A 21,818-nucleotide genomic window follows, 5' to 3' on the forward strand; every position below is an offset into this window, starting at 1 on the left:
AGTCACAGCCTTTCGGAAAGATCTAATTTATTCGTACAAACTGGTATCGACAAAGTCTTCATAGTTCGGCGCTTTGGTCAGAAGATGACTGGTCTCCATGCGCGTGATGAGTTCGTCATAAGCTGGGCGTGGGATGGAAAGGTTGTCGTAGGAAATCCATTCGAGCGACAGGTCAAGGATTTTATCCTTGGCCTTGAGGTATTTGAGCGCTATTGTTTTTTGCGCTTCGGGATGTTCGGTAAGATAGATGCCGGCCTGCTTGTACTGTTGGACGAACTGACGGGTCAGCTCGCGGTTCGCTGCTAAAAATTCGCCATTGAAGACCAATAGGCAGCAGATGCTGTCGGGCCAGAGCTCCTGCGCGGGGATTAGTTCATGACCATTGCCGAGTATCACGGATTTCGCGCCGAAGGGCTCGGCTACGCAGTAGCCTGCAATCTGTTTGGTGGCAAGGGCCGCCGGCATTTCCGGCGGGGACATTTCCACGATGGTAAGATCGCTTTCGCTAAGACCGTTTTTTTCGAGCAGCTGGTCGAGAAGCAGTTTATGGGAGGACTGTTTGTGGGGAATGGCAAAGACCTTGCCTTTGAGGTCGGTAGGTTTTTGAATGTCATTGCTGACGATTAGGGCATTGCCGTCGTGATGTCCAAGCGCAGCGGCTTTTACATCGATGCCTTGTTCTTTGGCTTTGACTGCAAGTTCGGCAAGAACCGACGCGCCGTCGACTTTGCCCGTGTTCAAGGCATCCATAAGTTCGGGCCAGGAGCCGTATTTTATGAGTTCGATTTTTACCGGGCCGTCTGCAGTTTGCAGTTCCTTGGTAGCAAACAAGGGCAGAGCATGGGTGATGGGAAGGTAAGCGATGCGGATGGTTTTTGCGCCGTTGGTTTCGGCGCGTGGGGTAGCGGGTGATTCGCCACAGCCAGCTGTTAAGAAGAGCGTTAGCAGGACAGTCAGGATAGCTAGAAATCGTTTCATGGGCAGTCTCCTTTCGTTAGCCGGTTTAGCTCCAGCCGAGCCGTTGACGTTGGGCTTCGATGTCGGCAACAATTTTGGCGGCCAGTGCTTTCGGGTCCGTATTGACATTCATGACAGCGCCGAGGGTGGCTTTCGTATCGTGTTTGAGGAAACGCTCGACGTTCTCGGAGCCTTGGACTGGTGGTTCCACACAGTGATAGGAGTCGATGCCAAAGAGCCGGAAGGCCAGTGAGGCGTCAAGGCCTTTTTCGTTGGACCATTCGGGGCTGGCAAAGGCATAGGGCATATCTTTGATGGCTTGGCTGCTTGCGGCGGCAATGCCACCGAATACGATCGAGGCGCGCGTGTTGTCGATGCATTCGCCCATGTGCCAGACCGGTGGCAGTTCGTGGGTGGTCAAGAAATCTCGCAGGGACTTTCCAGCCTTGGCGGCCCCTTCCTTGCTGCAGAACCCGAGTTTTAACAGTGGGAAGGAGGCGCAGCCGTTGGTGAAAATCAGGATATTGTTTTTGAGCAATTCCTCGGCCACATCGACGGTGGCTTTTTCATAGACGACACGGGGATTGCTGCAGCCGACCATGTTTACGATGCCGCGAATGGTTCCCTCCTTGAGGGCTTGGGCCAGGGCGTGATAGCCGGGGAACTGCTCAGCGATGTTTTCAGCGGTAAAGCCGACATCGGCCGTGACTTCGTAAGCGGGGATAAACACCGGAATGTCCCGGCGGGCGGCAAAGCTTTCGATGGCGCGGGTGACAATCTTGCGCGCGATTTTTTCGGTGTCGCTGATATTCGAATGATGGTGGTCATAGGCATAGTGCTCGGCACCAGGCAGCCGCGCGGAATCACTGGTCGTAACTACGGTGGTCTTAAAACACTTGGCAACATCCATGATGGATGGGAAGACATCCTGCACATCGGCAACCCAGAGGTCAAGGGCACCGGTGCCAAGTACGAGCTCGGCGCCGACGGCATTGGAGAGGGGGATGACCCCCTCGTAGCGGTACATCGCCGACAGGCAGGAGCAGCAGATGCCGTAGAACTGGATGCCTTTGGCGCCGTTCTTTTGGGCGAGAGCCAAAAATTCCTGGCTGTGGCCAATGCGCACGATTTCGCTGACGAGGGTCGGAAGATGACCGTGAACGGCGATATTGACATAGCCCTTTTTGAGGGCGCCGATGTTGACCTTGGACGTGGCGCGATGGCCCGTGCCAAACATGGCGTCGGTGCCGATATTGGAAGCGACGACGCCGGTAAAACAGAAAGCCAGGCCGCAACGCAGGAACTGTTTCATGATGCTCTGCCAATCGCCATCGGTGCCGACGCCAGTGCGATGGTAGGCATCAAAGACTTCGTGATAAGCGCTGATGGGCAGGATATCCAAATCCTTCCAGACCTTCTGCCGCTCGACAGGTGCCAGTGCTTTGATGGTTTCATAATCAGCGGGTACGGCGCGTGACAGGTCAGCAAGCAGTACATCGGCAAGTTTGCCAGCGAGGCGGCGGGCACTTTGGCCGCGCGTTTCGATGCCAAACGCCTTACAGATTGCGCGCATTTTCTTTTCCCCGAGCAGGGGAAGGTTTAACTTTCCTTCGGCAATGAATTTTAGCGATAAAAGGATTTCCCGTGCATGGACGCCGTGTTGCGCGGCCCCCGCCGCGGCACTTCGCAAGAGATTGCGGGCGACGATGAGATCGGCATCAGCACCGCAGACGCCACGCGGACTCTTCGGAGTAATCTTGCAGGGGCCCATGTTGCAAATCTTGCAGCAGACACCGCCGAGGCCAAACGAACATTGCGGCTTCTGTTGGTCAAAGCGATCAAACACCGTATCATGGCCGAGCTGCTCCAGGCGAAGCATCATCTCGCGCACGGCGGGATCGGGCGTCTGCTCCAAGACATCCTGTTTCGAGGCAAAGGTCTTGCGGTACTCAGCGACGGCTTTCATATAATCCTTGACGCCGCCATGCTCATGGGGATGCTGGGCATCATGATCATGCGTATGCCAGTCGGCATGTTCATGAACGGTATCGTAAGTATGCGGATGATTGTGTGGGTGTTGGTGGTGATGGTTCGTTGACATAGTGACCGCTCCTTTTGACATCTGACATTTGACTTTTGACATTTGAAATTTGACTGTCAATAAAAACTAAACATATAAAACAAGTATGTATATGAGAGATGGTTATTATATTACTGTAAACTTGTAAATCTGTCAACTAAAAACATATAAAAAATATCGGAATTACTTTTTAAGCAAATTTTAAGGGGAACATAATGACTAATACTATGATAAAAAAGTGCGATAAGCCTTGTGTTTATGCGGGTTAAAGCATATCTGGAAAAAACATGTAAAAAATCTGGATTTTTTATGAAAAAACTATTGCCAAGGGGGTAAAAAAGGAATATAATCAAGTCACAAATCAAGGATGTTCACAAAGAAATCCAGTTCATTTGCACTAATTTATTCATTCGTTTTACAGGAGGAACCTAAAATGAAGAAGGCGTTGGTCATGTTGATGGCTGTCGTGTTCGTCGGTTTTACCGGCATGGATTGTGAGGCAGCTGCAAAAAATTACGAATTAGTAGAGACGGTATACACAGTATCCCAGGGAGATACGCTTGACAGTGTAGCCAAGGAATATATGGCCAAGAATAATTATGGCCCGCGTGAGATTCGCGAGTTTACGGCTGGCATCAAAGAGCTTAACGATTGGCTCTTGCATCGTGACATCAAAGTTGGCGATGAACTTCGCATCAATTACTGGATAAAAAAATAAGTTCATAGAGCGAAAGAAAAAGGCTGTGCAGTTGCACAGCCTTTCGATGTATGGGGAAATAATTCGAGGTTATTTCAAAAGGAGTTTATGATGAAGCTTAATCATATTGTCGTAGCGATTGATTCGTTTAAAGGGAGTTTGTCATCCTGGGAAGCGGGAAAAGTGGTCAGAGAAGCTGTGCAGACTGTTTTGCCAACCGCAAAAGTTGCGATATTTCCCTTGGCCGATGGAGGCGAAGGTACAGTGGATGCTTTGGTGGATGGATTGCAGGGAGAAATCGTATCCACTGTGGTCAAGGGGCCGTTGCAAAAGCCGGTAAAAAGTCGCTACGGACTGGTGGCAACCGAGAAGCTGGCGGTTATGGAAATGGCGGATGCCGCTGGATTGCCCCTGGTGCCGGAGGAAAAGCGTAATCCATTATATACGACAACGTATGGATTGGGGGAACTGATCCTGCAGGCAATCGATACCGGCTGTCGGGATTTTATCATCGGGATTGGTGGCAGTGCAACAAATGATTGTGGATTAGGAATGCTGACGGCATTGGGCTGGAAATTTAGGAAGGCAGATGGCACATCCGCTGGCATTTGCGGCGGTGATCTATCCGAAGTCACAACAATTGATGGGAGCCGGGGCGATGCACGCCTGAAAGAGTGCCGGTTCCGCATTGCCTGTGATGTGACCAATCCACTTTATGGACCTAACGGATGCTCGGTGGTATTTGGCCCGCAGAAAGGTGCGACGCCGGAAATTGTCAAGGAGATGGATGAGGCGATTCATCGCTTTGCCGATTTAGCAGAAGGGGAGTTGGGAACTTCCTGTGCAACAGCACCAGGGGCTGGAGCAGCTGGCGGTTTGGGATTTGCTTTTCAGACCTTCTTGGGGGCAGAGCTTATTCCGGGGACGGAGCTCTGTCTTGAAACGATTGGCATTCGTCCGGCGCTGGAGCAGGCGGATCTCTTGATTACTGGTGAAGGACGCATGGATTATCAAACCGCTATGGGGAAGGGGCCGGCCGGCGTAGCCCGCTTGGCCCACGAGCTAAATGAATCGATAAAAACCGTGGCAGTCTGCGGCTGTGCCCTTCCCGATGCCGAGCTGGTCAATCAGCATGGCATCGATGCCTATTTCCCCATCCTGCACATGCCAATGACGCCCCAGGAAGCCATGGAAGAAAAAAACACCCGGAGAAATCTTAAACAAACCGTGCTACAGATCGTGCGACTGATGAAATAATAGAAAGTTGCTTCATGAAGTGTCTACGGTTGTGTGGTGTAATATTGCGTGAAAATATGATAAAATAATAAATGCTGGGAAACCAGCCGTAAGACTTGAAGTCGGCCATACCCATGTGGCCGGCTCTTTATATGCTTGGATTACCTGTGTCGTGAATGAAAGAGTAAGATAAAGGACAGGGTTATGAATATTATAGATTTGATTGGCGAAGCAACGGAATATGATAAAAAGCAATCTTTGGAAGTGAAGAAGCCAAAAAGCTGGTTGAAAAGCATCAGTGCATTTGCCAATACCTTTGGCGGCAAGCTAATTTTTGGCATTCGTGATGACGATGCGATAGTGGGGCTGGAAAATGCCAGAGCTGATGCGGAAATAATCAGTGAGACAATCAAGAACCGCATGAATCCAATCCCAAAATTCAAATTATCGCTTGAAGCGGTGGATGGTAAAGAACTGATAATCGTTGAAGTCATGACCGGTGATGAGACGCCATACTATTATTCTGGTGAAGGGCAGTTGGTGGCCTTTGTGCGTCTGGGAAACGAAAGCGTACCAGCAAATCCCATGCAGCTGCGTGAACTGGTAATCCGAGGAAGCGGGCAGAGCTATGACAGCTTGCCGTCGCGGTTCAAGTTTGAGGATATGGCCTTTACGAAACTGCGCTCTGTCTACAAGCAAAGAACAGGGAAATCCTTTGAAGAGACAGATTTTGAATCCTTTGGCTTGGTTGATTACAATGGCAAACTGACTAATGCCGGCGCTTTGCTGGCTGATGAATCCCCCGTAAGGCATTCGCGGGTCTTCTGTACCAGATGGAATGGATTATCCAAAGCATCTGGTTTGATGGATGCTATCGATGATGAGGAGTATTCAGGTGGACTGATTTCCCTTTATCAAGATGCGCTGAGTTTTATCATGCGCCATAACAGGAAAGCATGGCGGAAAACACCTACTCATAGAATTGAATATCCGGACTATCCTAAGCGTGCTGTGATGGAGGGATTGGTCAATGCCTTGATTCATCGCGACTATCTGATAGTCGGCAGTGAAGTCCATATTGACATTTTTGATAATCGCTTGGAGATTTATTCCCCTGGCGGAATGGTGGATGGTTCCTCACTGGACGGCCGCGACCTGCGGAGCATCTCGTCTCAGCGCAGGAATCCAGTGCTCGCAGACGTCTTCAGCAGACTGCAACTCATGGAACGCAGAGGCAGTGGCTTCAAGAAGATACTGGAAGATTACGATTTCCAAGAGCACACGACAGCAGAACTGATGCCGAAATTCATGGCAGAGCATAGGGATTTTCTGCTGACGCTGTATAATTTGAATTACGTTGAGGGACAGGATACTGGCGATAATATCGAAGATGACGGTGAAATGGCGGTGATTGACGGTAAAATGGCGGTGATTGGCGGTAATATACAGGTGAAGATTATTGAAGCCATAAAAGCCGACAATACCATTTCTGCAACACAATTAGCAGAATTAATAGGCGTTTCCAAGCGGACAGCAGAAAGACATATAAAAGAGTTGCGTGAGAAGGGCTTATTGGAAAGACAGGGCTCAGCTCGTGGTGGATGGTGGAAAGTCACTGTATGAATATTAGCTGTTTTTATACACTTAGTATGCGAGTTTGGGGAAGATTTGAGATTTGATGGTGAAGATATTATGAGAATAAATAAAATTGTAGTAAGAAACTATAAGATATTGAAAGATATAGTCATAGAGCTTAATCCTAAAATTAATATTTTTGTTGGAGATAATGATGCTGGTAAAAGTACAATTCTAGAAGTGCTTTCGATTATTACAACTGGAAAACTAAATGGTTATGCATGGGATAGACAAATGAAAGCAACTCTCTTTAATTGTGATATTAGGGAGAAATATATTGCTGAAGTAACATTAGGGAAAAAGCCAGAACCCCCGCGCATAATAATGGAAGCATATTTTGATGGTGACTCACGATATAAAGGAACGAATAATGAATTCTCTGAAAATACTCCTGGTATACGGGTAATGGCTGGTATTTCAGATGACAACACTGAAGTATACAGGCATATGTTGGCTAATGGTGAAGTTAAGGATATACCTATAGAACTTTATGACGTTTCTTATCATTACTTTAGTGGTGAAATAGTGAACTTTCGCACATCACCTTTCAAGAGCGTTTTTATCGACACTACAAGAAAAGGATATAGTGGCGTTATTGACCATTTTGTCTCTAATAGCATCACGGATAATCTCACGGATGAAGATATTAGAAATCTTGCTTTAGCATATAAGTCAAGTAGAATACAGTTCCATGAGCATGAAGTTGTTAAGAAATTGAATGAAACTGTAAAAAGTAATGATATAGTCAAGGGACATGACATTTCTTTAGATTTAAGAGAAGATGATGTTGAATCTTGGAAGAGACAGATGGCTGTGGTGGTTGATAGTATTCCTTTTGAAAATATAGGATTTGGAACGCAGAATATTATCAAAATTGAGCTTGCAATGAGAAATGCAGAAAATCAAGCTAATATTGTATTGTTGGAAGAACCGGAAAATAATCTATCTTTCTCCAATATGGCGCAGCTTGTGAATCATGTTGTGAAATCAAATGAAAAGCAGGTGTTTATATCTACACATAATAGTTATATTGCAAATAAATTAGACCTTGGAAACGTGATTCTTGTAAAAGAGGGGAAGGTTAGGCAATATAGTTCTCTTCCGGAAGAAACTAAGAAATATTTTATTAAGCTTCCTGGATATGATACATTGAGGTTTGTATTAGCCTCAAAAGTTATACTGGTAGAAGGAGCCACGGATGATTTAATAATTCAGCGTGCTTATAAAGATAAAACTGGCCATTTGCCAGCTGATGATGGTATTGATATAATTGCCGTAGAGGCACTGGCATTTAAGCGCTTTGCTGATATTGCAAATTTAATAGGGAAAGAGATAGTGATTGTCACAGATAATGATGGCAATATTAAGGAGAATATCAAAGAGAAATACCGTGGCTACATTGATAGAGATAACTTGAAGTTCATTTATGAATCAAATATTAATTTTTACACGATAGAACCAAGCGTATTAAATGCAAATTGTGTTGATGGACAACCAACAGAAAATTTCAAAAAGGCGATATCGAAGAATGGGTCTCTTGAGTCCAGAGACTACGATGGAATATTAAATTTTATGGAAGGGAATAAAACGGAATGGGCATTTCGAATATTTGAGTCTGAATTGTCCATTTGTTATCCGGAATATATTGAAAATGTTATCGCTTATTTCAAATAATGTTGCAAAAGTGTCTGCTGCGGGCTCAGGCAAGACATATGGAATTTGCAAGGAGGCATTAGCGATAGCGTCAACTGGGGATAGAGTACTTATTACGACATATACAAATCGTGGCGTAGAAGCTATTAGAAAAGAAATAAAAGCACAAAATGATGGAGTTGTAAATCCTCGTGTTGTTGTTAAATCATGGTTTTCATTTATTCTATCCGATATGATAAAACCATATCAAAATTGCTTAACTCATGTGGTAAATGGTATAAGAGGATACGATTATTCGCAGGTATATGGATATATAAATTACTTTTCTGCTGACAAAAACGAGAAATATATTACTAACGCTAATATGGTTCGTTCAAATGAAGCATCTAGATTAGTATGCAAACTTAATAAAGATAGTGAGGGGAAAGTTATACAGAGATTGGAGGAAATTTATAAAGCTATATTTTTTGATGAAATACAGGATATGGCAGGGTATGATATAGAAATTATTCGTATGCTAATAGAATCTGCTGTGTATATCGTTTGTTGCGGAGATAACAAACAAGCAACATATGCGACGCATAATGCAAAGAAAAACAAGCAAAAGACAGGAAAAAATGTATGGTCGTTTTTTAGTGAACTGGAGAAACAAGGTTTGGTTGATATAGAGCGTAATTTGGTCAGCAGAAGATTCAATAGTCAGATATGTTCTTTTGCAAATAATGTTTTTCCCATTGGTGAGCCTATTACTACTATTATGCATGAAGTAACAGTTCATGATGGTGTTTTCTTAATTGGGAAAGATGATGTGGATGTGTATTACAACACATTTAAGCCTAAAGTATTACGTTATGATATAAAAACAAAAACAGGAAATTATCCTGCTGTGAATTTTGGGATATGTAAAGGGGAAACATTTGAAAGAGTAATGATTTTTCCTAATAATCCTATGGAAAAGTTTGTTGTAAAAAAACAGCCATTAAAAAGTCCAGAGAAATATTATGTGGCAGTGACAAGGGGAAAATATAGTATAGCTATAGTAATGGAAAAATTGCCACGAACGTTAGATGGATATCAATCTATTATGATAAATTGTGAGGGAAATATTATAAAGGCACTAAAATATATTACTGATAAATAAGATAATTAATAATAAAGCCTTGGGGAAAAGTGTATTTTGAAAACAAAGAGTTACTTTAGTATAATAGATACCAATGGTACAAGATTCTGATTAATTAAGGCAAGGAATGATAGAGATATGGCATCACAAGAACTAAATCAAGCGTTATGGAATGCGGCTAATGTTATGCGCAGTACGATGAGTGCGGATGAATATAAGGACTATTTGCTCGGCATGATTTTCTATAAGTATCTGTCTGACCGCCAGCTTTATGCGGTGGTGGATTTGCTTGAGGATCGGAAGCCGGAGAGTTTGGATGAGGCGCAGCTGCTTTATGAGGAAGCGCGGCAGAGTGAGGATTGGGAGGATTTGAAGGCGGAGCTGGAGGAAAATTACAGCTTTGCGATTGAGCCGCAGTATACTTTTACGGCTTTATATAATGAAATCAACAACAAGACCTTTACTACCGACCATTTGCGTCAGGCTATGCGCGATATTGAGCAGGGTGGTGAGGCTATCCGCGGGCAGAAGCTTTATGAGGATTTGTTCGAGGACTTTGATATTGATTCTAAGAGCCTGGGGACGACGCTAGCAAAGCGCAATGCGATGCTTTCGGATGTGATGAAGGAGCTGGCGCATATCGATTTTACGCAGTATGGCGCGGATGCGCTTGGTGATGCGTATGAGTTTTTGATTGGCCAGTTTGCTGCTGGCTCGGGCAAGAAGGCGGGGGAGTTCTACACGCCACAGGCGGTTTCGGAGCTTATCACCCGCATTGTAACCAAGGGTAAAGAAGGGGAACCGGATTTTTCTATCTATGACAAAATTGTAGTTAATTTAATACAAATTAAGAAAATAATAAACACCTTGAAAACCTATGGATTAAGGGCTTCAAGGTGTTTTTCTGTGTTGTGGGGGACGTGGATTGAAACAAGGGGCTGAGATATGGTGGGATTAGCGGCTTTTTTGCTACGAGGGGGTTGCATGACTGGAATTAGCCCGTTTGCAGGGTGTAGTTGCTTGAAAGAGCATCATTTGCAGAGTATGCAAAAAGGAATACATATTGATGTGGTTTTCTCATTTTATCTGACAAGCGATAGTTAAGCTATCGACTTTTATGCTTATTTAATATATAATATAAGCACGAAAGTTGGTGATACTATGGAAGCAATCGCACACTTTGTTGATGAATCGGGACTCCTGCTGACCAAAGAAGCCCTTCGCGGCGGCATAAAAAAGGACAACTTTTATCGCTTTGTCACGGATAACCACTTTGAGAAAGTTGCACAGGGCGTATATCTTTCCCCCGAAGCCTGGGAAGACAGCGCCTTTGTCCTTCACCAGCGGTGCCCACAGGCCGTTTTTTCCCATGACGAGGCACTTTTCTACTACGAGCTCATCGACCGTGAACCTATGGAACAGACCATAACTATCTATTCCGGCTATAATACCCAAAAACTAAAAGCATCTGGAATAAAGGTATTCACAGTAAAAAAGGAATTACTTAACATTGGCCGGACAGAATATAAAAACTCCTTCGGACACATGATTCCCATCTACGACCTGGAGAGAACTATCTGCGACCTTGTACGCAATCGGAGCAGTTTTGAAATCCAGGACTTCCAGACTGCCATAAAAAACTACACCCGCCGTACCGACAGGGACTTAAACAGACTGATGTCCTATGCCCCTCTCTTCCGCGTGGAAAAACTGATACGCCAATACATGGAGGTGCTTTTGTAATGAAACTCACCCCAGCCCAGTTAAAGGGACGACTAAAGAATCTTGCCAACCAGCATCACGCAGATGCCCGCACTCTCATGCGCCTGTATATGATGGAACGCTTCCTGGAAAGAATATCTGCCTCAAATTACCGGGACAACTTCATAATCAAAGGCGGCATACTCGTCACCTCCCTAATTGGCGTGGCCTTGCGTTCTACCATGGACATTGACACCACCATAAAGAATCTTAACCTATCCGATGAAGACATCCGTCGTATTGTAGATGAAATCTGCACCATTGACTTGCAGGACGATGTAAAATTCCAAGTAAAACATCTAAGCCGAATAATGGACGGAATGGACTATCCCGGCATCCGTGTCACACTGAATGCCTTTCTCGGCAATATGCTTGTCCCCATGAAAATTGACATTTCCACCGGTGATGTAATCACCCCACGCGAAATACATCATCAGTATAAGCTGCTTCTGGAAGACCGTTCCATCCTGTTATGGTCGTATAATCTGGAAACGCTGTTATCCGAAAAAATCCAAACCGTTCTTGCCCGTGGACAGCTGAACACACGGATGAGAGACTTCTACGACCTCTACGAACTCTCCAGGATTTACCGTGACAAAATAGACGCTGCCACGCTCAAATTTGCATTCACAGCCACCTGTGCAAAACGCGCTACCCAAAATCTCCTCCAGGATGCTCCCAAGGTAATCACGAAGATACAGCAGGACAATAACCTGATGTCCCTGTGGAAATCTTACAAGAAGAAATACAACTACGCTGCAAATATCTCCTATGATGATATTATGCTCAGTTTGACACAGTTGTTGGAGATCATAAAAGGGACGGAAATACAAAAACTTTAGAATCAAATTCCGCAAATATTTTTGTCGAAGAAAGCGGGCAAATGTATGAGGCCTGTTAGAATAAGATGTACGAAAGGGAAAAATCAGATGAGTTCTCATGTGAAAAGGAACAATCACCCAATAGATAAGGATACGAGATGTTTGATATCTACACGGTACAAGAGAATAACTAAAGCGATTAATATTGAATTTTGGAATACTAATTCAGAAATCGCTCATAGTCGATATGTGGGCTCTTATGGTCGTGGGACAGCAGTAAGCACTAGTGATCTTGATGTGCTTATGGAACTTCCGAATAATGAATATGATCATTTTACATCATTGACTGGTAATGGGCAGTCAAGATTGTTGCAGGCTGTGAAAGATTCAATACTTGAAACATATCCAACTACAGATGTTAAGGGAGATGGACAGGTTGTTATCGTGAAATTCTCCGATGGTATGAAGTTTGAGATTCTGCCGACTTTTCGAAAGATTGATTGGTTTGGAAAATGGGATGGAACATATAAATATCCTGATACCCATATGGGTGGAAACTGGATGACAACAAACCCTAAAGCAGAGCAGGATGCCATGGATGAAAAGGATAATTATGATTATTCAAACGGGCTGCTTAAAGATACTTGCAAACATATTAGATATATTAGGGCAGAGAGTTTCAAGTCATACCATTTATCAGGAATTCTGATTGATAGTTTTGTTTATAGGGCAATTGGCGATTGGCATTGGTTAAGAGATGGCGAAGGACAGGGACGTAGTAATGACATGTGCTTTGAAGAAGTCCTTCTGGATTGCTATAATAGCTATTATCCATATGCATCGTTAATAACCCCAAAGCTAAGTGCTCCTGGTAGCGGCATGGAGGTGTCTGGCGATGATTGGGATGTACTTGGAAAAGTGCTAAATAAAATGGTATAGGATTATGGAAAATAAGAGTGAAAAACTAAAGGATCAGATTATTGAAGCTGCAGGCAATGTCCAGTATACATTTATAGCACATTGGAACATTGTGAATCGACTAAAGGAATATTATTGGTATATCAAGATAGCACAGATAGTTCTTACAGCCGTAGCTGCAGGCGGTTTCTTGACTTCACTTGTCTCTGGTATTCCTCAGCTAAGTTGGGTGGGGGGATTAACCTCGGCAATTGCGCTTGGAATTAATCTTTATATGTTGAATTTTAATTTGCCAGATAACATTAAGCAACATATAGATGCCGCAAATGCGTTATGGGAAGTGAGGGAAAGATATAAATCACTGATTGTTGATTTCGATGATATTGATATTCTTGAAGCAAGAAACAGAAGAGATAAACTTATACAGATTGTAAGTGAGATAAACAAAAAATACCCGGGTACAGATGAAAAGAGTTTCAAAAGAGCACAAGCCGATATTGGAAAATATGAATTCAATGACGGGGAAGCAGAAGTGGTTTTGAACATCAAAAGGAACAAGTCTTAACAGAAATCGTGTTCATTCTGGATAGGAGTGGCTCCATGAGCGGCTTGGAGGCTGATACCATCGGCGGCTTCAACTCACTCATCAAGAAGCAAAGGAAGGAGCCGGGAGAGGTTATTGTTTCCACGGTGCTGTTTGATGATACCTGCGATGTCATTCACGACAGGGTGCCAATGGACAAGGGGGGCAAAGCTGACGGAGGATACCTACTTTGTCCGTGGCTGCACGGCTCTGCTGGATGCTGTAGGTGGTGCTATTCACTATATCGGCAACATTCACAAGTATGCTCGTGACGAGGACAGACCGGAGAAGACTCTGTTCATCATCACCACAGACGGCATGGAGAATGCCAGTCGTCGGTATACCTACAAGAAGGTTAAGAAGATGGTGGAGCGGCAGAAGGAGAAGTACGGCTGGGAGTTTCTGTTCCTGGGGGCCAATATGGATGCCATAGCAGCTGCAGGTAACATCGGCATCCATGCTGACAGGGCGGTTACCTATCAGTGTGATGGGGAAGGGACGGCTCTCAACTATGAAGTACTAGAGGAAGCTATCCACCATGTGCGTAACTTCTCTGAGCCACTGGCACCTTGTTGGATGCGTAAGATTGATGAGGATGTAAAGCGGCGTGGCGGCAGAAAATAAAAGCGACTATGAGGCTGCTCGGCAGATGGCTGGGCAGTCTTTTTGTTCGGTTTTGCTAGAGAACAGCCCCTCTCTGGTGTATAATGGATATTGAAAATTATAGGAACGAACGGGAGATTTACATTGAAGGTACTGAATTTTTATGGCGGCGCTGGCATTGGCAAGAGTACCATCGCCGCTGACATATTTTCGAAGCTGAAGCGCAAGGGGCATAAGACGGAACTGGTGGGCGAATACGCTAAGTGGCTCTGGTATCAGAACGCTACGGACATTGTGCAAGACCAACTGTATCTTTTTGCCGAGCAGGTACATCGGCTGAAAACGCTGGAACGGTACGGCGTAAAGTATGCGGTCTGCGACTCGCCTCTGCCGCTGAACATCATCTACAACAACACGCCGGATGAGCTTTTTGACCAGCTGGTGATGCATGAACACGCCAAGTTTGACAACGTGGAGTACCTTCTGCGGCGCAATGACGAGTTTATCAGCATCGATGGGCGCAAGGAGACCAATCTGGAACGGGCAAAGGTGAAGGATGAGGAAATCAAGGCAGTTCTGGAGGGGGCTGGGATTAGCTATACGGTCATATCTCCTTGGGAGACAGACAAGGTACTGCTGGACTTGAAGATGAAGTGAGGTGCGGGCAATGAAGGTATATTTTGCTGGCTCCATCCGTGATGTGGTGTTGAAATAAGCTCCTTTATTAGAAGTTTAAGTTTTAGGCGATGGAGATACGAGTTGATGAAAAGTATAGAAGTCGTTGCCGCTGCAATATATAAAGATGGCAAGGTATTGGCTGCACAGCGGGGCTATGGTGAATTTAAGGGCGGTTGGGAATTTCCAGGGGGGAAAGTTGAGTCTGGAGAATCGCTTGAGGAAGCGATTGTGCGCGAAATTCAAGAAGAAATGGAAACGATGATTGAAGTCGGTGAAAAGATTGGAACCGTTGAGTACGATTACCCAAACTTTCATCTCAAGATGCACTGCTTCTGGGCAAAGGTAAAAGAAGGAAAATTTAAGCTCCTAGAGCATGATGCTGTTATGTGGTTAGATAAGAAGAGTATCCAAACTATACAGTGGTTGCCAGCAGATGTGGAGCTAGTGGAGAAAGTTGCGAAGAGATTGGATTATCAATCATGACGAATTACTGGCGTTATAGTCAGCGATATATTTTTAGAGGTGATAACTAAATGTCCATATTTTATGTATATCAAAATCAGACGTACCAGCATGAACATGACGGTGGCTATGTATGGTCGCCACAACGTGATAAAAGAGGTTGTGAGAATCAAGGATATAAAATCATGACGGAGATACGTAAGGGTGATTTCATCATCCATCATGCTAGCACAGCTATTCAGGCGGTAGGAATAGCCACTTCTGATTGTTATGAATCACAGCAGCCGCGGGCGCTGAAAGATGCTAAGACGGATGTGGATTGGGATAATGATGGCTATCGCGTGGATGTAGACTACGTTGACTTCGATGTGCCACTCGATATGCGTACGTGTAAGTCGTGGCTGGCAGAGCATTGGACACAGAATAGTGCCTTCAATCGCAAGGGTATGGGAAAACAGCAGTACATGTGCCATGTGTCTAATGAACACGTGCTATTTTTGATGGAACAGTCACTAAAGCATCAACGCCGCACTTCCGTCAAAGAAATTATAGAGCGGGTTATGGTGCAGGCTGGTGGTAGGTTTGCATCAAGGCGTCACTGATTATGCCAAAGTGACATTGTTATTACAATGTGGAGTGTTTGCTGTGTTAATCTGTCGATGAGGTGCTGCTGGATTTGAAGAAGAAATGAGGCTCATAATATGAAGGTGTATTTTGCAGGCTCCATCCGTGGGGGGGCGGCAGGACGCAGAGCTCTACCGCAAGGTTATAGCGGTCTTAAAGGAGAGACACCAGGTGCTTACTGAGCATGTGGGCGACCTGAGTCTGTCTACCGTTGAGGACAAGGGGGATAAGGCCATCTATGAACAGGACACAGCCTGGTTGCGGGAATGTGATGTAGTAATGGCAGAATGTACCCAGGTTTCTTTGGGAGTAGGCTATGAGCTCGCTTACGCTGAATCCCATGGCAAGGAAGTACATATTTTCTATCGTACCCAGGAGATGCAGCTCTCGGCTATACTATCGGGGAATGAACGGTTCCACATCCACAGATATGCTGATGAAAATGAGATATTGGCATGGGCGAGAGGATTTGATGAGGCGCTTACGTGTGTTAAAAGTATATAAGCAGAGCGGATTGGAAGTGCCGGTGCAGACGGATATAAGTGAATAGACAAATGAAATATGAAGTTTTCCGGAGAGGAGCAATGCATAGAAAGGCCTCGAAGCCTTATAAATGAGCGACTTCGAGGCCTTTTTGTATTAATGGGGTATGCTGGGGACGAGCAGGTATGTCTGAGCCTGTTTATGGTAACTCACAGTTTCTCATAATAATCACGTATCTTCTTGGCCATCAACACACGGCGTTCCTTCAAAAATTCAGGGTAATCAGATGAGGTCATTGTGGTAATTCTATGGGGGATATAGTTGGCATCCAGATTTTCCCCCAAAACGGATTCCTCTGCAATTGTACCGCAGGTGAGCTTGTCAGTACCACATTGTGACAGTGCTTGATTGAAATAATCGCTTGGGGCCTTTTTGCCCACGGCAATGTTGACCGTGGTATCGAGATATGTATAGTTCGCCACTTGGTTATAAAGTGATTTGTCGTTATAACCGTTTTGTTTCAGATACTCCTTGGGGAAGATGTGATGAACATCCCCGGCTGCAGTAATAAGGTGCTCCACTTTGGAGGTGGTGGACAACAAGGAATGATCACCGAAGAAAATGAAGCCCCCTTTGCTATATACAAATTATAGCAATAAAATAAATCCTCATCAATGATGAGGTGATAATCGAGGTGCATGAACATGGCGCAGAGCGAGGCTGTGATGGAAAGGGATTTGATACGGCAGTTGACGCAGGATGTGTCGCAGTGGACGTATCGCAAGGATATTCGGGATGAAGCGTCGCTTTGGGCGAATTTCCGCGATAAGCTCAATCAGAACAATCAAGCCGCCCTTGATGGGGAGCCTATTACCGATACCGAGTTCCATCAGATTCGGGAGTATATGCTCGATGTGGCCAAGAGCCCTTATAAGGCGGCACTGAGGCTGGCGGGGGGAGAATGGCGAGGCGGTTATCCCGCTAGCGCGCGAGGATGCCAGCAAGGGGACGATTCATCTTATGGCAGTCAGCAACCGTGAGATTGCGGGCGGCCGTTCGTCCTATGAGGTCATCAACCAGTTTGTTTCCGATAAGCAGGATGCGGATGATCGTGAGCGCCGTTTTGATGTGACGCTGCTCATTAATGGCCTGCCGATGATTCATATTGAGCTCAAGAATCAGGAGCATCCGTTTATGGATGCGTTCCGTCAAATCAAGAAGTACAGTCTCGAGGGCAAGTTCCGCGGGCTCTTTGGCATGGTGCAGATGTTTGTGGTGTCCAATGGCAGTAATACGCGCTATATCGCGGCCGATACGGGCTCGAATCTCAATGAGAAGTTCCTGACGGCTTGGGTCAATCAGCAGAATGAGCCGGTGGAGAATTATCTGGAGTTTGCGCGGGAAGTCCTGCGGATTCCTGCGGCTCATGAGATGATTGGTCATTACAGTGTCATTGATGCCGAGCGCCATAAGCTCATCCTGCTGCGGCCCTATCAGGTCCATGCCATTGAGGCGGTCAAGCGGGCGTCGGCCAGACAGGAGTCGGGCTTTGTCTGGCATACGACCGGTTCGGGCAAGACGCTGACTTCCTATACAGTAGCCAAGAATCTCTCGCTTATCCCGGGCATCGACAAGACGATTTTCCTCATTGACCGCAAAGACCTTGACCAGCAGACGTCGCTCGCGTTCAAGGCCTATGCCGAAAATGACAGCATTGATGTAGACGATACCGATAACGTGCACGAGCTTTTGCAGAAGCTCAAGAACAAAGACCGGCTGGTGATTGTCACGACTATCCAGAAGTTGCAGATCATCATGAAGCGGTACAATGCGGAGGTCAAGAGGGATTCGCCGACGGCGAAGCGCTTCCATGGATTGTGCATCGCCTTTGTTGTCGACGAATGCCATCGCACGGTCACGCCGGAGACCCAGCGGGAGCTGCAGAAGTTCTTTTGCCATTCGCTTTGGTATGGTTTTACGGGAACGCCAATCTTCGACGAGAACAAGCGCCAGCGCAAGGGCGATTTGGCGCGCACCACAGAGGCCCTCTATGGGCCCTGCCTGCATAACTATACCATTAAGGAAGCCTTGCAGAACAAGGCGGTGCTGGGCTTTCAAATCGACTATAAGGACTCCCTGTCGGAGGATACCATCCTGACAATCGGTGAGCAGTTGGGGGCGGGCAGCTACACGGCGCTGGCAGGGCAGGATGCTGTGGTGCGTGAGCGCAGTGTCTTGCAGGCTTTCTATAAAAAGGAAGGGGAAGACGCCTACGATAACGATGCGCATCGGCGTGGTGTGGTCGAATACATCCTCAACAAGACGGCGGGCAAATTCCGTTTGCAGGCACCGCAGGGCGAAGCCTATGAAGCCATCCTCACCGTGCCATCCATCGCGATTGCGCAGAAGTATTATACTTTGTTCCAGCAGTATATTGCGGAGGGGAAGATTGCGGCTTCGGTGCGCGAGAAATGCGTCGATTTCCCGAAGATTGCCATTACCTACACCGTCACGGAGAACGAGGAAGATTCTATCGCTAATCAGCAGGCGATGAAGGCATCCCTTAACGATTATAATGCAATGTTTGGGACGAAGTTCGGGCTGGACAGCCTGGCGGCCTATAATACGAATCTCAATGACCGTCTGGCGCGTAAGAAAGGCCGTTATAAACAGCGAAAGGAGCAGCTTGACCTCGTCATCGTGGTAGACCGCCTGCTCACTGGTTTTGATGCGCCGCCCTGTGCCATTTTGTTTGTCGACCGTCCGCCCATGGCACCGCAGAATATCATTCAGGCCTTCAGCCGTACCAATCGCATCTATGATAAGAGCAAGCGCTATGGTATGATTGTCATCTTCCAGCGCTCGGCGGAGTACAAAGAGGCGGTGGATGGCGCGCTATTGCTTTACAGCCATGGCGGTACCAATGAAGTCAGTGCGCCAGCTTTTGCGGAGCTGGAAAAGGAGTTTCGGAAGGCGCTTAACGAACTTAAGAGTCTGGCGCCGACGCCTGAAAATGTCGATGCGCTGACAGACCGCAGTGCCATGCAGAAATTTGCCAAGGCCTTCCAGAAGGTCGACCGCCTCAGCGGGGAGCTGCAGGTCTATCAGGAGTGGGAAGATCATGACCTTTCGGAGTATGGCGTCCATAAAGAAATGCTTAACGATTATAGCGGCAAATACCGCAATGTTATCGAAGAACTGCGCAAGTCAAAAGAAGATGAAGACGAGCCGATTGCCATCGATATCGGTTATGAGCTCGAGAACATCACCAGCGTGACCATCGACTATCGCTATATCCTTTCACTGATTCAGAGCTACATGCCCGAGGAGGATGTCCTCATCGCTGCGCCTATTGAGGATGAAGCCATCGACAACCATATTACTAAACTTCGTGAGACAAATCCGGCATTGGCTGATGTCATTGGCGGATTCTGGGAGGATATGAAGCAAGACCCGATAAAGTACAAGGGGCTTGATGCGCGGACGGTGATCGAGACGCGCATTGAGGAAATCGTCGCCAACCAAATCAACGATTTCACGGAAGAATGGTGTGCCCGGAAAAAAGACGTACTGGCTATCTTGGATACTTTCAGGAAAGGCGATAAGGTTTCGCTCGTCACCGACTATGATGCCTATAAGCAAAAGCATGAGGGTGTCAGCAAACTAAAATACAACCGCAACGCCAAAGAGGCTGTAATCGAGCTCATAGAGAAAATCCGGCCATTGCGGGAAAAGTGAATGCAAAATGAGGATAATCGCTGATGCGATTATCCTCATTTTTTTATTTGCAGTTTTTTTCGCGTTGCACTTGGACGTCCCCTTTGCCGCTAAACGCTTGCGGTTAAAGATTCAATGGAAGCGGCCCAGGATAATGATGAGGAGGAAGACCAGGACTCCGAAAAGATAGGCGGCGCCAAAGAAATATGAGAAGAAATGACGATGACCGGTCAATTTTTCCCGACGATATAAATAAATTGGCGGGCAGAGGAATATTGCAAGATAATACCATTTGGATAGCGGAAATCCTGCGCGTTCCAAGTAGTTTTTATCAATGCAAAGCAGGGAGGAAGAGAAGAGCGAGATGTAGGGCGGCATAGGTGGCAGATGCAGGGGATTCTGCACGATGCCGTAGAGGAAGGGGAGAAACAAGGCCAGCCGGCAGAGGTTCCAGCCTTTTTGCAGAAGTGCTAAATCCTCAGGCGTAGGGGGGAAAATCATGTTTGCCGGACCGGACGCTGCGCCGCTGGCGGCGTAGTTCATGTTCATAGGGGGAACTGCAGCAGTGGCAAATTCTGGTGCCTTTTGGTCAGTCGTATTTGGATTTGCTGCTGGTCCTGGACTGTTTACAGGCGTGCCGCAGCTTGAACAGAACTTTGAATCATTTTCCAATGGATTACCACATTTCATGCAAAACATAAAAATTCCTCACTTTAAATAATAATTTGCTAAGCTATCAAATATAGATAGTTTATACAATTGTTTCTTATACATACTACGCAGGGATTATTTGCTAAGCGTTAATCTTCGATTAGATATCCATTAAATCGTGCAAATTTTAATGAAATTATATTTTTTACGTGCTATGGTGTCTAGCGGAAAAATTCTTATGAAAAATGGATGGAGGATACGATTATGTTTTGTAAAAATTGTAACACGCAGCTGCCGGATAATGCGACATTCTGCAAAATTTGTGGTGCACGGTTGACACAGGAATCCGCAGGGCCCGCGAAATCGCAGACGGTTATCCAGCCGCCGGAGCCGCCGATGGGGCATACGGCTTCGCAGATGAACAGACAGGGGGGCTATTATCCACAGCAACAGCCGCAGCGAGCTTCGACGCTGAAGATTGTAGGCTTGACGTTGGCGGCGGTAGTGGCAGTTGGGGGCGTTTTCTTTGCCGTCTCGGGCTCAGATGCAAAGGATAAGCCGTCTACGGAGGTAAGCGAGCCGGCAGCACCGGGCGGGAGCAGCACGAAGCAGGATAAAAACCAGCCGTCACAGGCACAGCCCCAGCAGACCCAGAAGCCGGCGGCAGGAACGTTAGCAATTAAGGAGAAAAATTTAAAAGTAAGTCTAAAAGAAACCGGTCAGCAATTGCTGACGATAGCCGATGCACAGATTTCTTTTGATGCATCTGGCCGTCCGCAATTGTGCTTCTTGTACCAAAATGATACTGGCAAGCAGGTGAAGAGCCTCGATCTGCTGGTCAGAGCTGTTGGCCCGAATGGTGAGTTTATGAAAAGCCCTGTAACGGGAGATACGGTTCAGGCTGTGGAACTGAACCGTGTCCTGGCACCGGGCGCAGCTACGAGCGCTAGTGACGTTATTCCTTTGACGGATCTGCCACAGGCTGGCAAATATCAGGTCGTAATCAGCTGCATCAATTATGCGGATTCTAGTTATCTGATGTTTGACTACGACTATCGCCCGACGCTTGTTCTCGAGTGATGAATAAATCCGGTCATTGCGGGATAAGTGATATTCGGCGGTAAAAGTAAATTTATGCA

21 protein-coding genes and 1 pseudogene are annotated in these 21,818 nt (G+C 46.1%); 18 read left to right on the plus strand and 4 right to left on the minus strand.

Annotation, left to right across the window (positions count from 1 at the left end; genetic code table 11):
- Positions 1 to 27: 27 nt before the first annotated feature.
- Both T504_RS0100575 and cooS read right to left on the minus strand, forming a co-directional pair.
- Complete coding sequence (locus T504_RS0100575) at positions 28 to 978, minus strand: ABC transporter substrate-binding protein (protein ID WP_033169105.1); 951 nt, start codon at positions 976 to 978, stop codon at positions 28 to 30.
- A 25-nt stretch (positions 979 to 1,003) separates the two neighbouring features.
- Positions 1,004 to 3,058, minus strand: a complete 2,055-nt coding sequence (gene cooS / locus T504_RS0100580; RefSeq protein ID WP_081823319.1) for an anaerobic carbon-monoxide dehydrogenase catalytic subunit — start codon at positions 3,056 to 3,058, stop codon at positions 1,004 to 1,006.
- Between the two features lie 412 nt (positions 3,059 to 3,470).
- On the opposite strand from cooS, the gene T504_RS0100585 reads away from it, so the two are divergent.
- The 15 genes and pseudogenes from T504_RS0100585 (at position 3,471) to T504_RS13545 (ending at position 16,332) form a co-directional block, all read left to right on the plus strand.
- Complete coding sequence (locus T504_RS0100585; protein ID WP_051635105.1) at positions 3,471 to 3,755, plus strand: LysM peptidoglycan-binding domain-containing protein; 285 nt, start codon at positions 3,471 to 3,473, stop codon at positions 3,753 to 3,755.
- An 87-nt stretch (positions 3,756 to 3,842) separates the two neighbouring features.
- On the plus strand, positions 3,843 to 4,991 hold the full coding sequence (locus tag T504_RS0100590) for a glycerate kinase family protein (protein ID WP_231473833.1): 1,149 nt from the start codon (positions 3,843 to 3,845) through the stop codon (positions 4,989 to 4,991).
- 183 nt (positions 4,992 to 5,174) lie between these two features.
- The gene (locus T504_RS0100595) at positions 5,175 to 6,593 is read left to right on the plus strand and encodes an AlbA family DNA-binding domain-containing protein (RefSeq protein WP_033169107.1); all 1,419 of its coding nucleotides are present in this window, start codon (positions 5,175 to 5,177) and stop codon (positions 6,591 to 6,593) included.
- Positions 6,594 to 6,638: 45 nt separating this feature from the next.
- The gene (locus T504_RS0100600) at positions 6,639 to 8,279 is read left to right on the plus strand and encodes an ATP-dependent nuclease (RefSeq protein WP_156033427.1); all 1,641 of its coding nucleotides are present in this window, start codon (positions 6,639 to 6,641) and stop codon (positions 8,277 to 8,279) included.
- Entirely contained in the window at positions 8,257 to 9,399 is a 1,143-nt protein-coding gene (locus tag T504_RS0100605) for a UvrD-helicase domain-containing protein (RefSeq protein WP_033169109.1), read from the plus strand. The genes T504_RS0100600 and T504_RS0100605 overlap by 23 nt, the downstream gene beginning before the upstream one ends.
- Before the next feature lie 117 nt (positions 9,400 to 9,516).
- Positions 9,517 to 10,320 carry a type I restriction-modification system subunit M N-terminal domain-containing protein gene (locus T504_RS0100610; RefSeq protein ID WP_231473834.1) on the plus strand — a complete coding sequence of 268 codons (804 nt, stop codon included), beginning with the start codon at positions 9,517 to 9,519 and terminating at the stop codon, positions 10,318 to 10,320.
- 219 nt (positions 10,321 to 10,539) lie between these two features.
- Positions 10,540 to 11,121: a type IV toxin-antitoxin system AbiEi family antitoxin domain-containing protein gene (locus T504_RS0100615; RefSeq protein WP_033169110.1), complete on the plus strand. Its 582-nt coding sequence runs from the start codon at positions 10,540 to 10,542 to the stop codon at positions 11,119 to 11,121.
- Positions 11,121 to 11,981: a nucleotidyl transferase AbiEii/AbiGii toxin family protein gene (locus tag T504_RS0100620; protein ID WP_033169111.1), complete on the plus strand. Its 861-nt coding sequence runs from the start codon at positions 11,121 to 11,123 to the stop codon at positions 11,979 to 11,981. Before T504_RS0100615 ends, T504_RS0100620 begins: the two co-directional genes overlap by 1 nt.
- Before the next feature lie 87 nt (positions 11,982 to 12,068).
- Positions 12,069 to 12,899 (plus strand): SMODS domain-containing nucleotidyltransferase, encoded by an 831-nt coding sequence (locus tag T504_RS0100625; RefSeq protein ID WP_033169275.1) that lies wholly within the window; start codon positions 12,069 to 12,071, stop codon positions 12,897 to 12,899.
- 4 nt (positions 12,900 to 12,903) lie between these two features.
- A complete protein-coding gene (locus tag T504_RS0100630; protein WP_033169112.1) occupies positions 12,904 to 13,443 on the plus strand; it encodes an SLATT domain-containing protein in 540 nt (179 codons plus the stop codon).
- A gap of 35 nt (positions 13,444 to 13,478) precedes the next feature.
- A pseudogene (locus T504_RS13540) lies at positions 13,479 to 14,085 on the plus strand (hypothetical protein).
- Positions 14,086 to 14,208: 123 nt separating this feature from the next.
- Positions 14,209 to 14,721 carry an AAA family ATPase gene (locus tag T504_RS0100640; RefSeq protein ID WP_033169113.1) on the plus strand — a complete coding sequence of 171 codons (513 nt, stop codon included), beginning with the start codon at positions 14,209 to 14,211 and terminating at the stop codon, positions 14,719 to 14,721.
- Between the two features lie 105 nt (positions 14,722 to 14,826).
- A complete protein-coding gene (locus tag T504_RS0100645) occupies positions 14,827 to 15,225 on the plus strand; it encodes a (deoxy)nucleoside triphosphate pyrophosphohydrolase (protein WP_033169114.1) in 399 nt (132 codons plus the stop codon).
- A gap of 164 nt (positions 15,226 to 15,389) precedes the next feature.
- Positions 15,390 to 15,806: a hypothetical protein gene (locus T504_RS0100650; protein ID WP_156033429.1), complete on the plus strand. Its 417-nt coding sequence runs from the start codon at positions 15,390 to 15,392 to the stop codon at positions 15,804 to 15,806.
- A gap of 112 nt (positions 15,807 to 15,918) precedes the next feature.
- The gene (locus T504_RS13545) at positions 15,919 to 16,332 is read left to right on the plus strand and encodes a nucleoside 2-deoxyribosyltransferase (RefSeq protein ID WP_197018648.1); all 414 of its coding nucleotides are present in this window, start codon (positions 15,919 to 15,921) and stop codon (positions 16,330 to 16,332) included.
- 188 nt (positions 16,333 to 16,520) lie between these two features.
- On the opposite strand, the gene T504_RS0100660 is transcribed toward T504_RS13545, so the two are convergent.
- Positions 16,521 to 16,913 (minus strand): hypothetical protein, encoded by a 393-nt coding sequence (locus tag T504_RS0100660; RefSeq protein ID WP_033169115.1) that lies wholly within the window; start codon positions 16,911 to 16,913, stop codon positions 16,521 to 16,523.
- A gap of 102 nt (positions 16,914 to 17,015) precedes the next feature.
- Between T504_RS0100660 and T504_RS14705 the strand changes: the two genes are divergently transcribed.
- Both T504_RS14705 and T504_RS13550 read left to right on the plus strand, forming a co-directional pair.
- Positions 17,016 to 17,351, plus strand: coding sequence for a hypothetical protein (locus T504_RS14705; RefSeq protein ID WP_197018649.1), 336 nt, complete (start codon positions 17,016 to 17,018; stop codon positions 17,349 to 17,351).
- A complete protein-coding gene (locus T504_RS13550) occupies positions 17,332 to 20,049 on the plus strand; it encodes a type I restriction endonuclease subunit R, EcoR124 family (protein WP_197018650.1) in 2,718 nt (905 codons plus the stop codon). The genes T504_RS14705 and T504_RS13550 overlap by 20 nt, the downstream gene beginning before the upstream one ends.
- A 111-nt stretch (positions 20,050 to 20,160) precedes the next feature.
- Here the strand turns inward: T504_RS13550 and T504_RS0100670 are convergent, their stop codons facing one another.
- A complete protein-coding gene (locus tag T504_RS0100670; RefSeq protein WP_033169116.1) occupies positions 20,161 to 20,727 on the minus strand; it encodes a zinc-ribbon domain-containing protein in 567 nt (188 codons plus the stop codon).
- A gap of 216 nt (positions 20,728 to 20,943) precedes the next feature.
- Here T504_RS0100670 and T504_RS0100675 point away from each other — a divergent pair, with 216 nt between their 5' ends.
- Complete coding sequence (locus T504_RS0100675; RefSeq protein ID WP_033169117.1) at positions 20,944 to 21,759, plus strand: zinc ribbon domain-containing protein; 816 nt, start codon at positions 20,944 to 20,946, stop codon at positions 21,757 to 21,759.
- Positions 21,760 to 21,818 lie beyond the last annotated feature (59 nt).

The organism is Selenomonas sp. ND2010 (genome assembly GCF_000702005.1).
In the GTDB taxonomy this organism is placed as follows: Bacteria; Bacillota; Negativicutes; order Selenomonadales; family Selenomonadaceae; genus Selenomonas_A.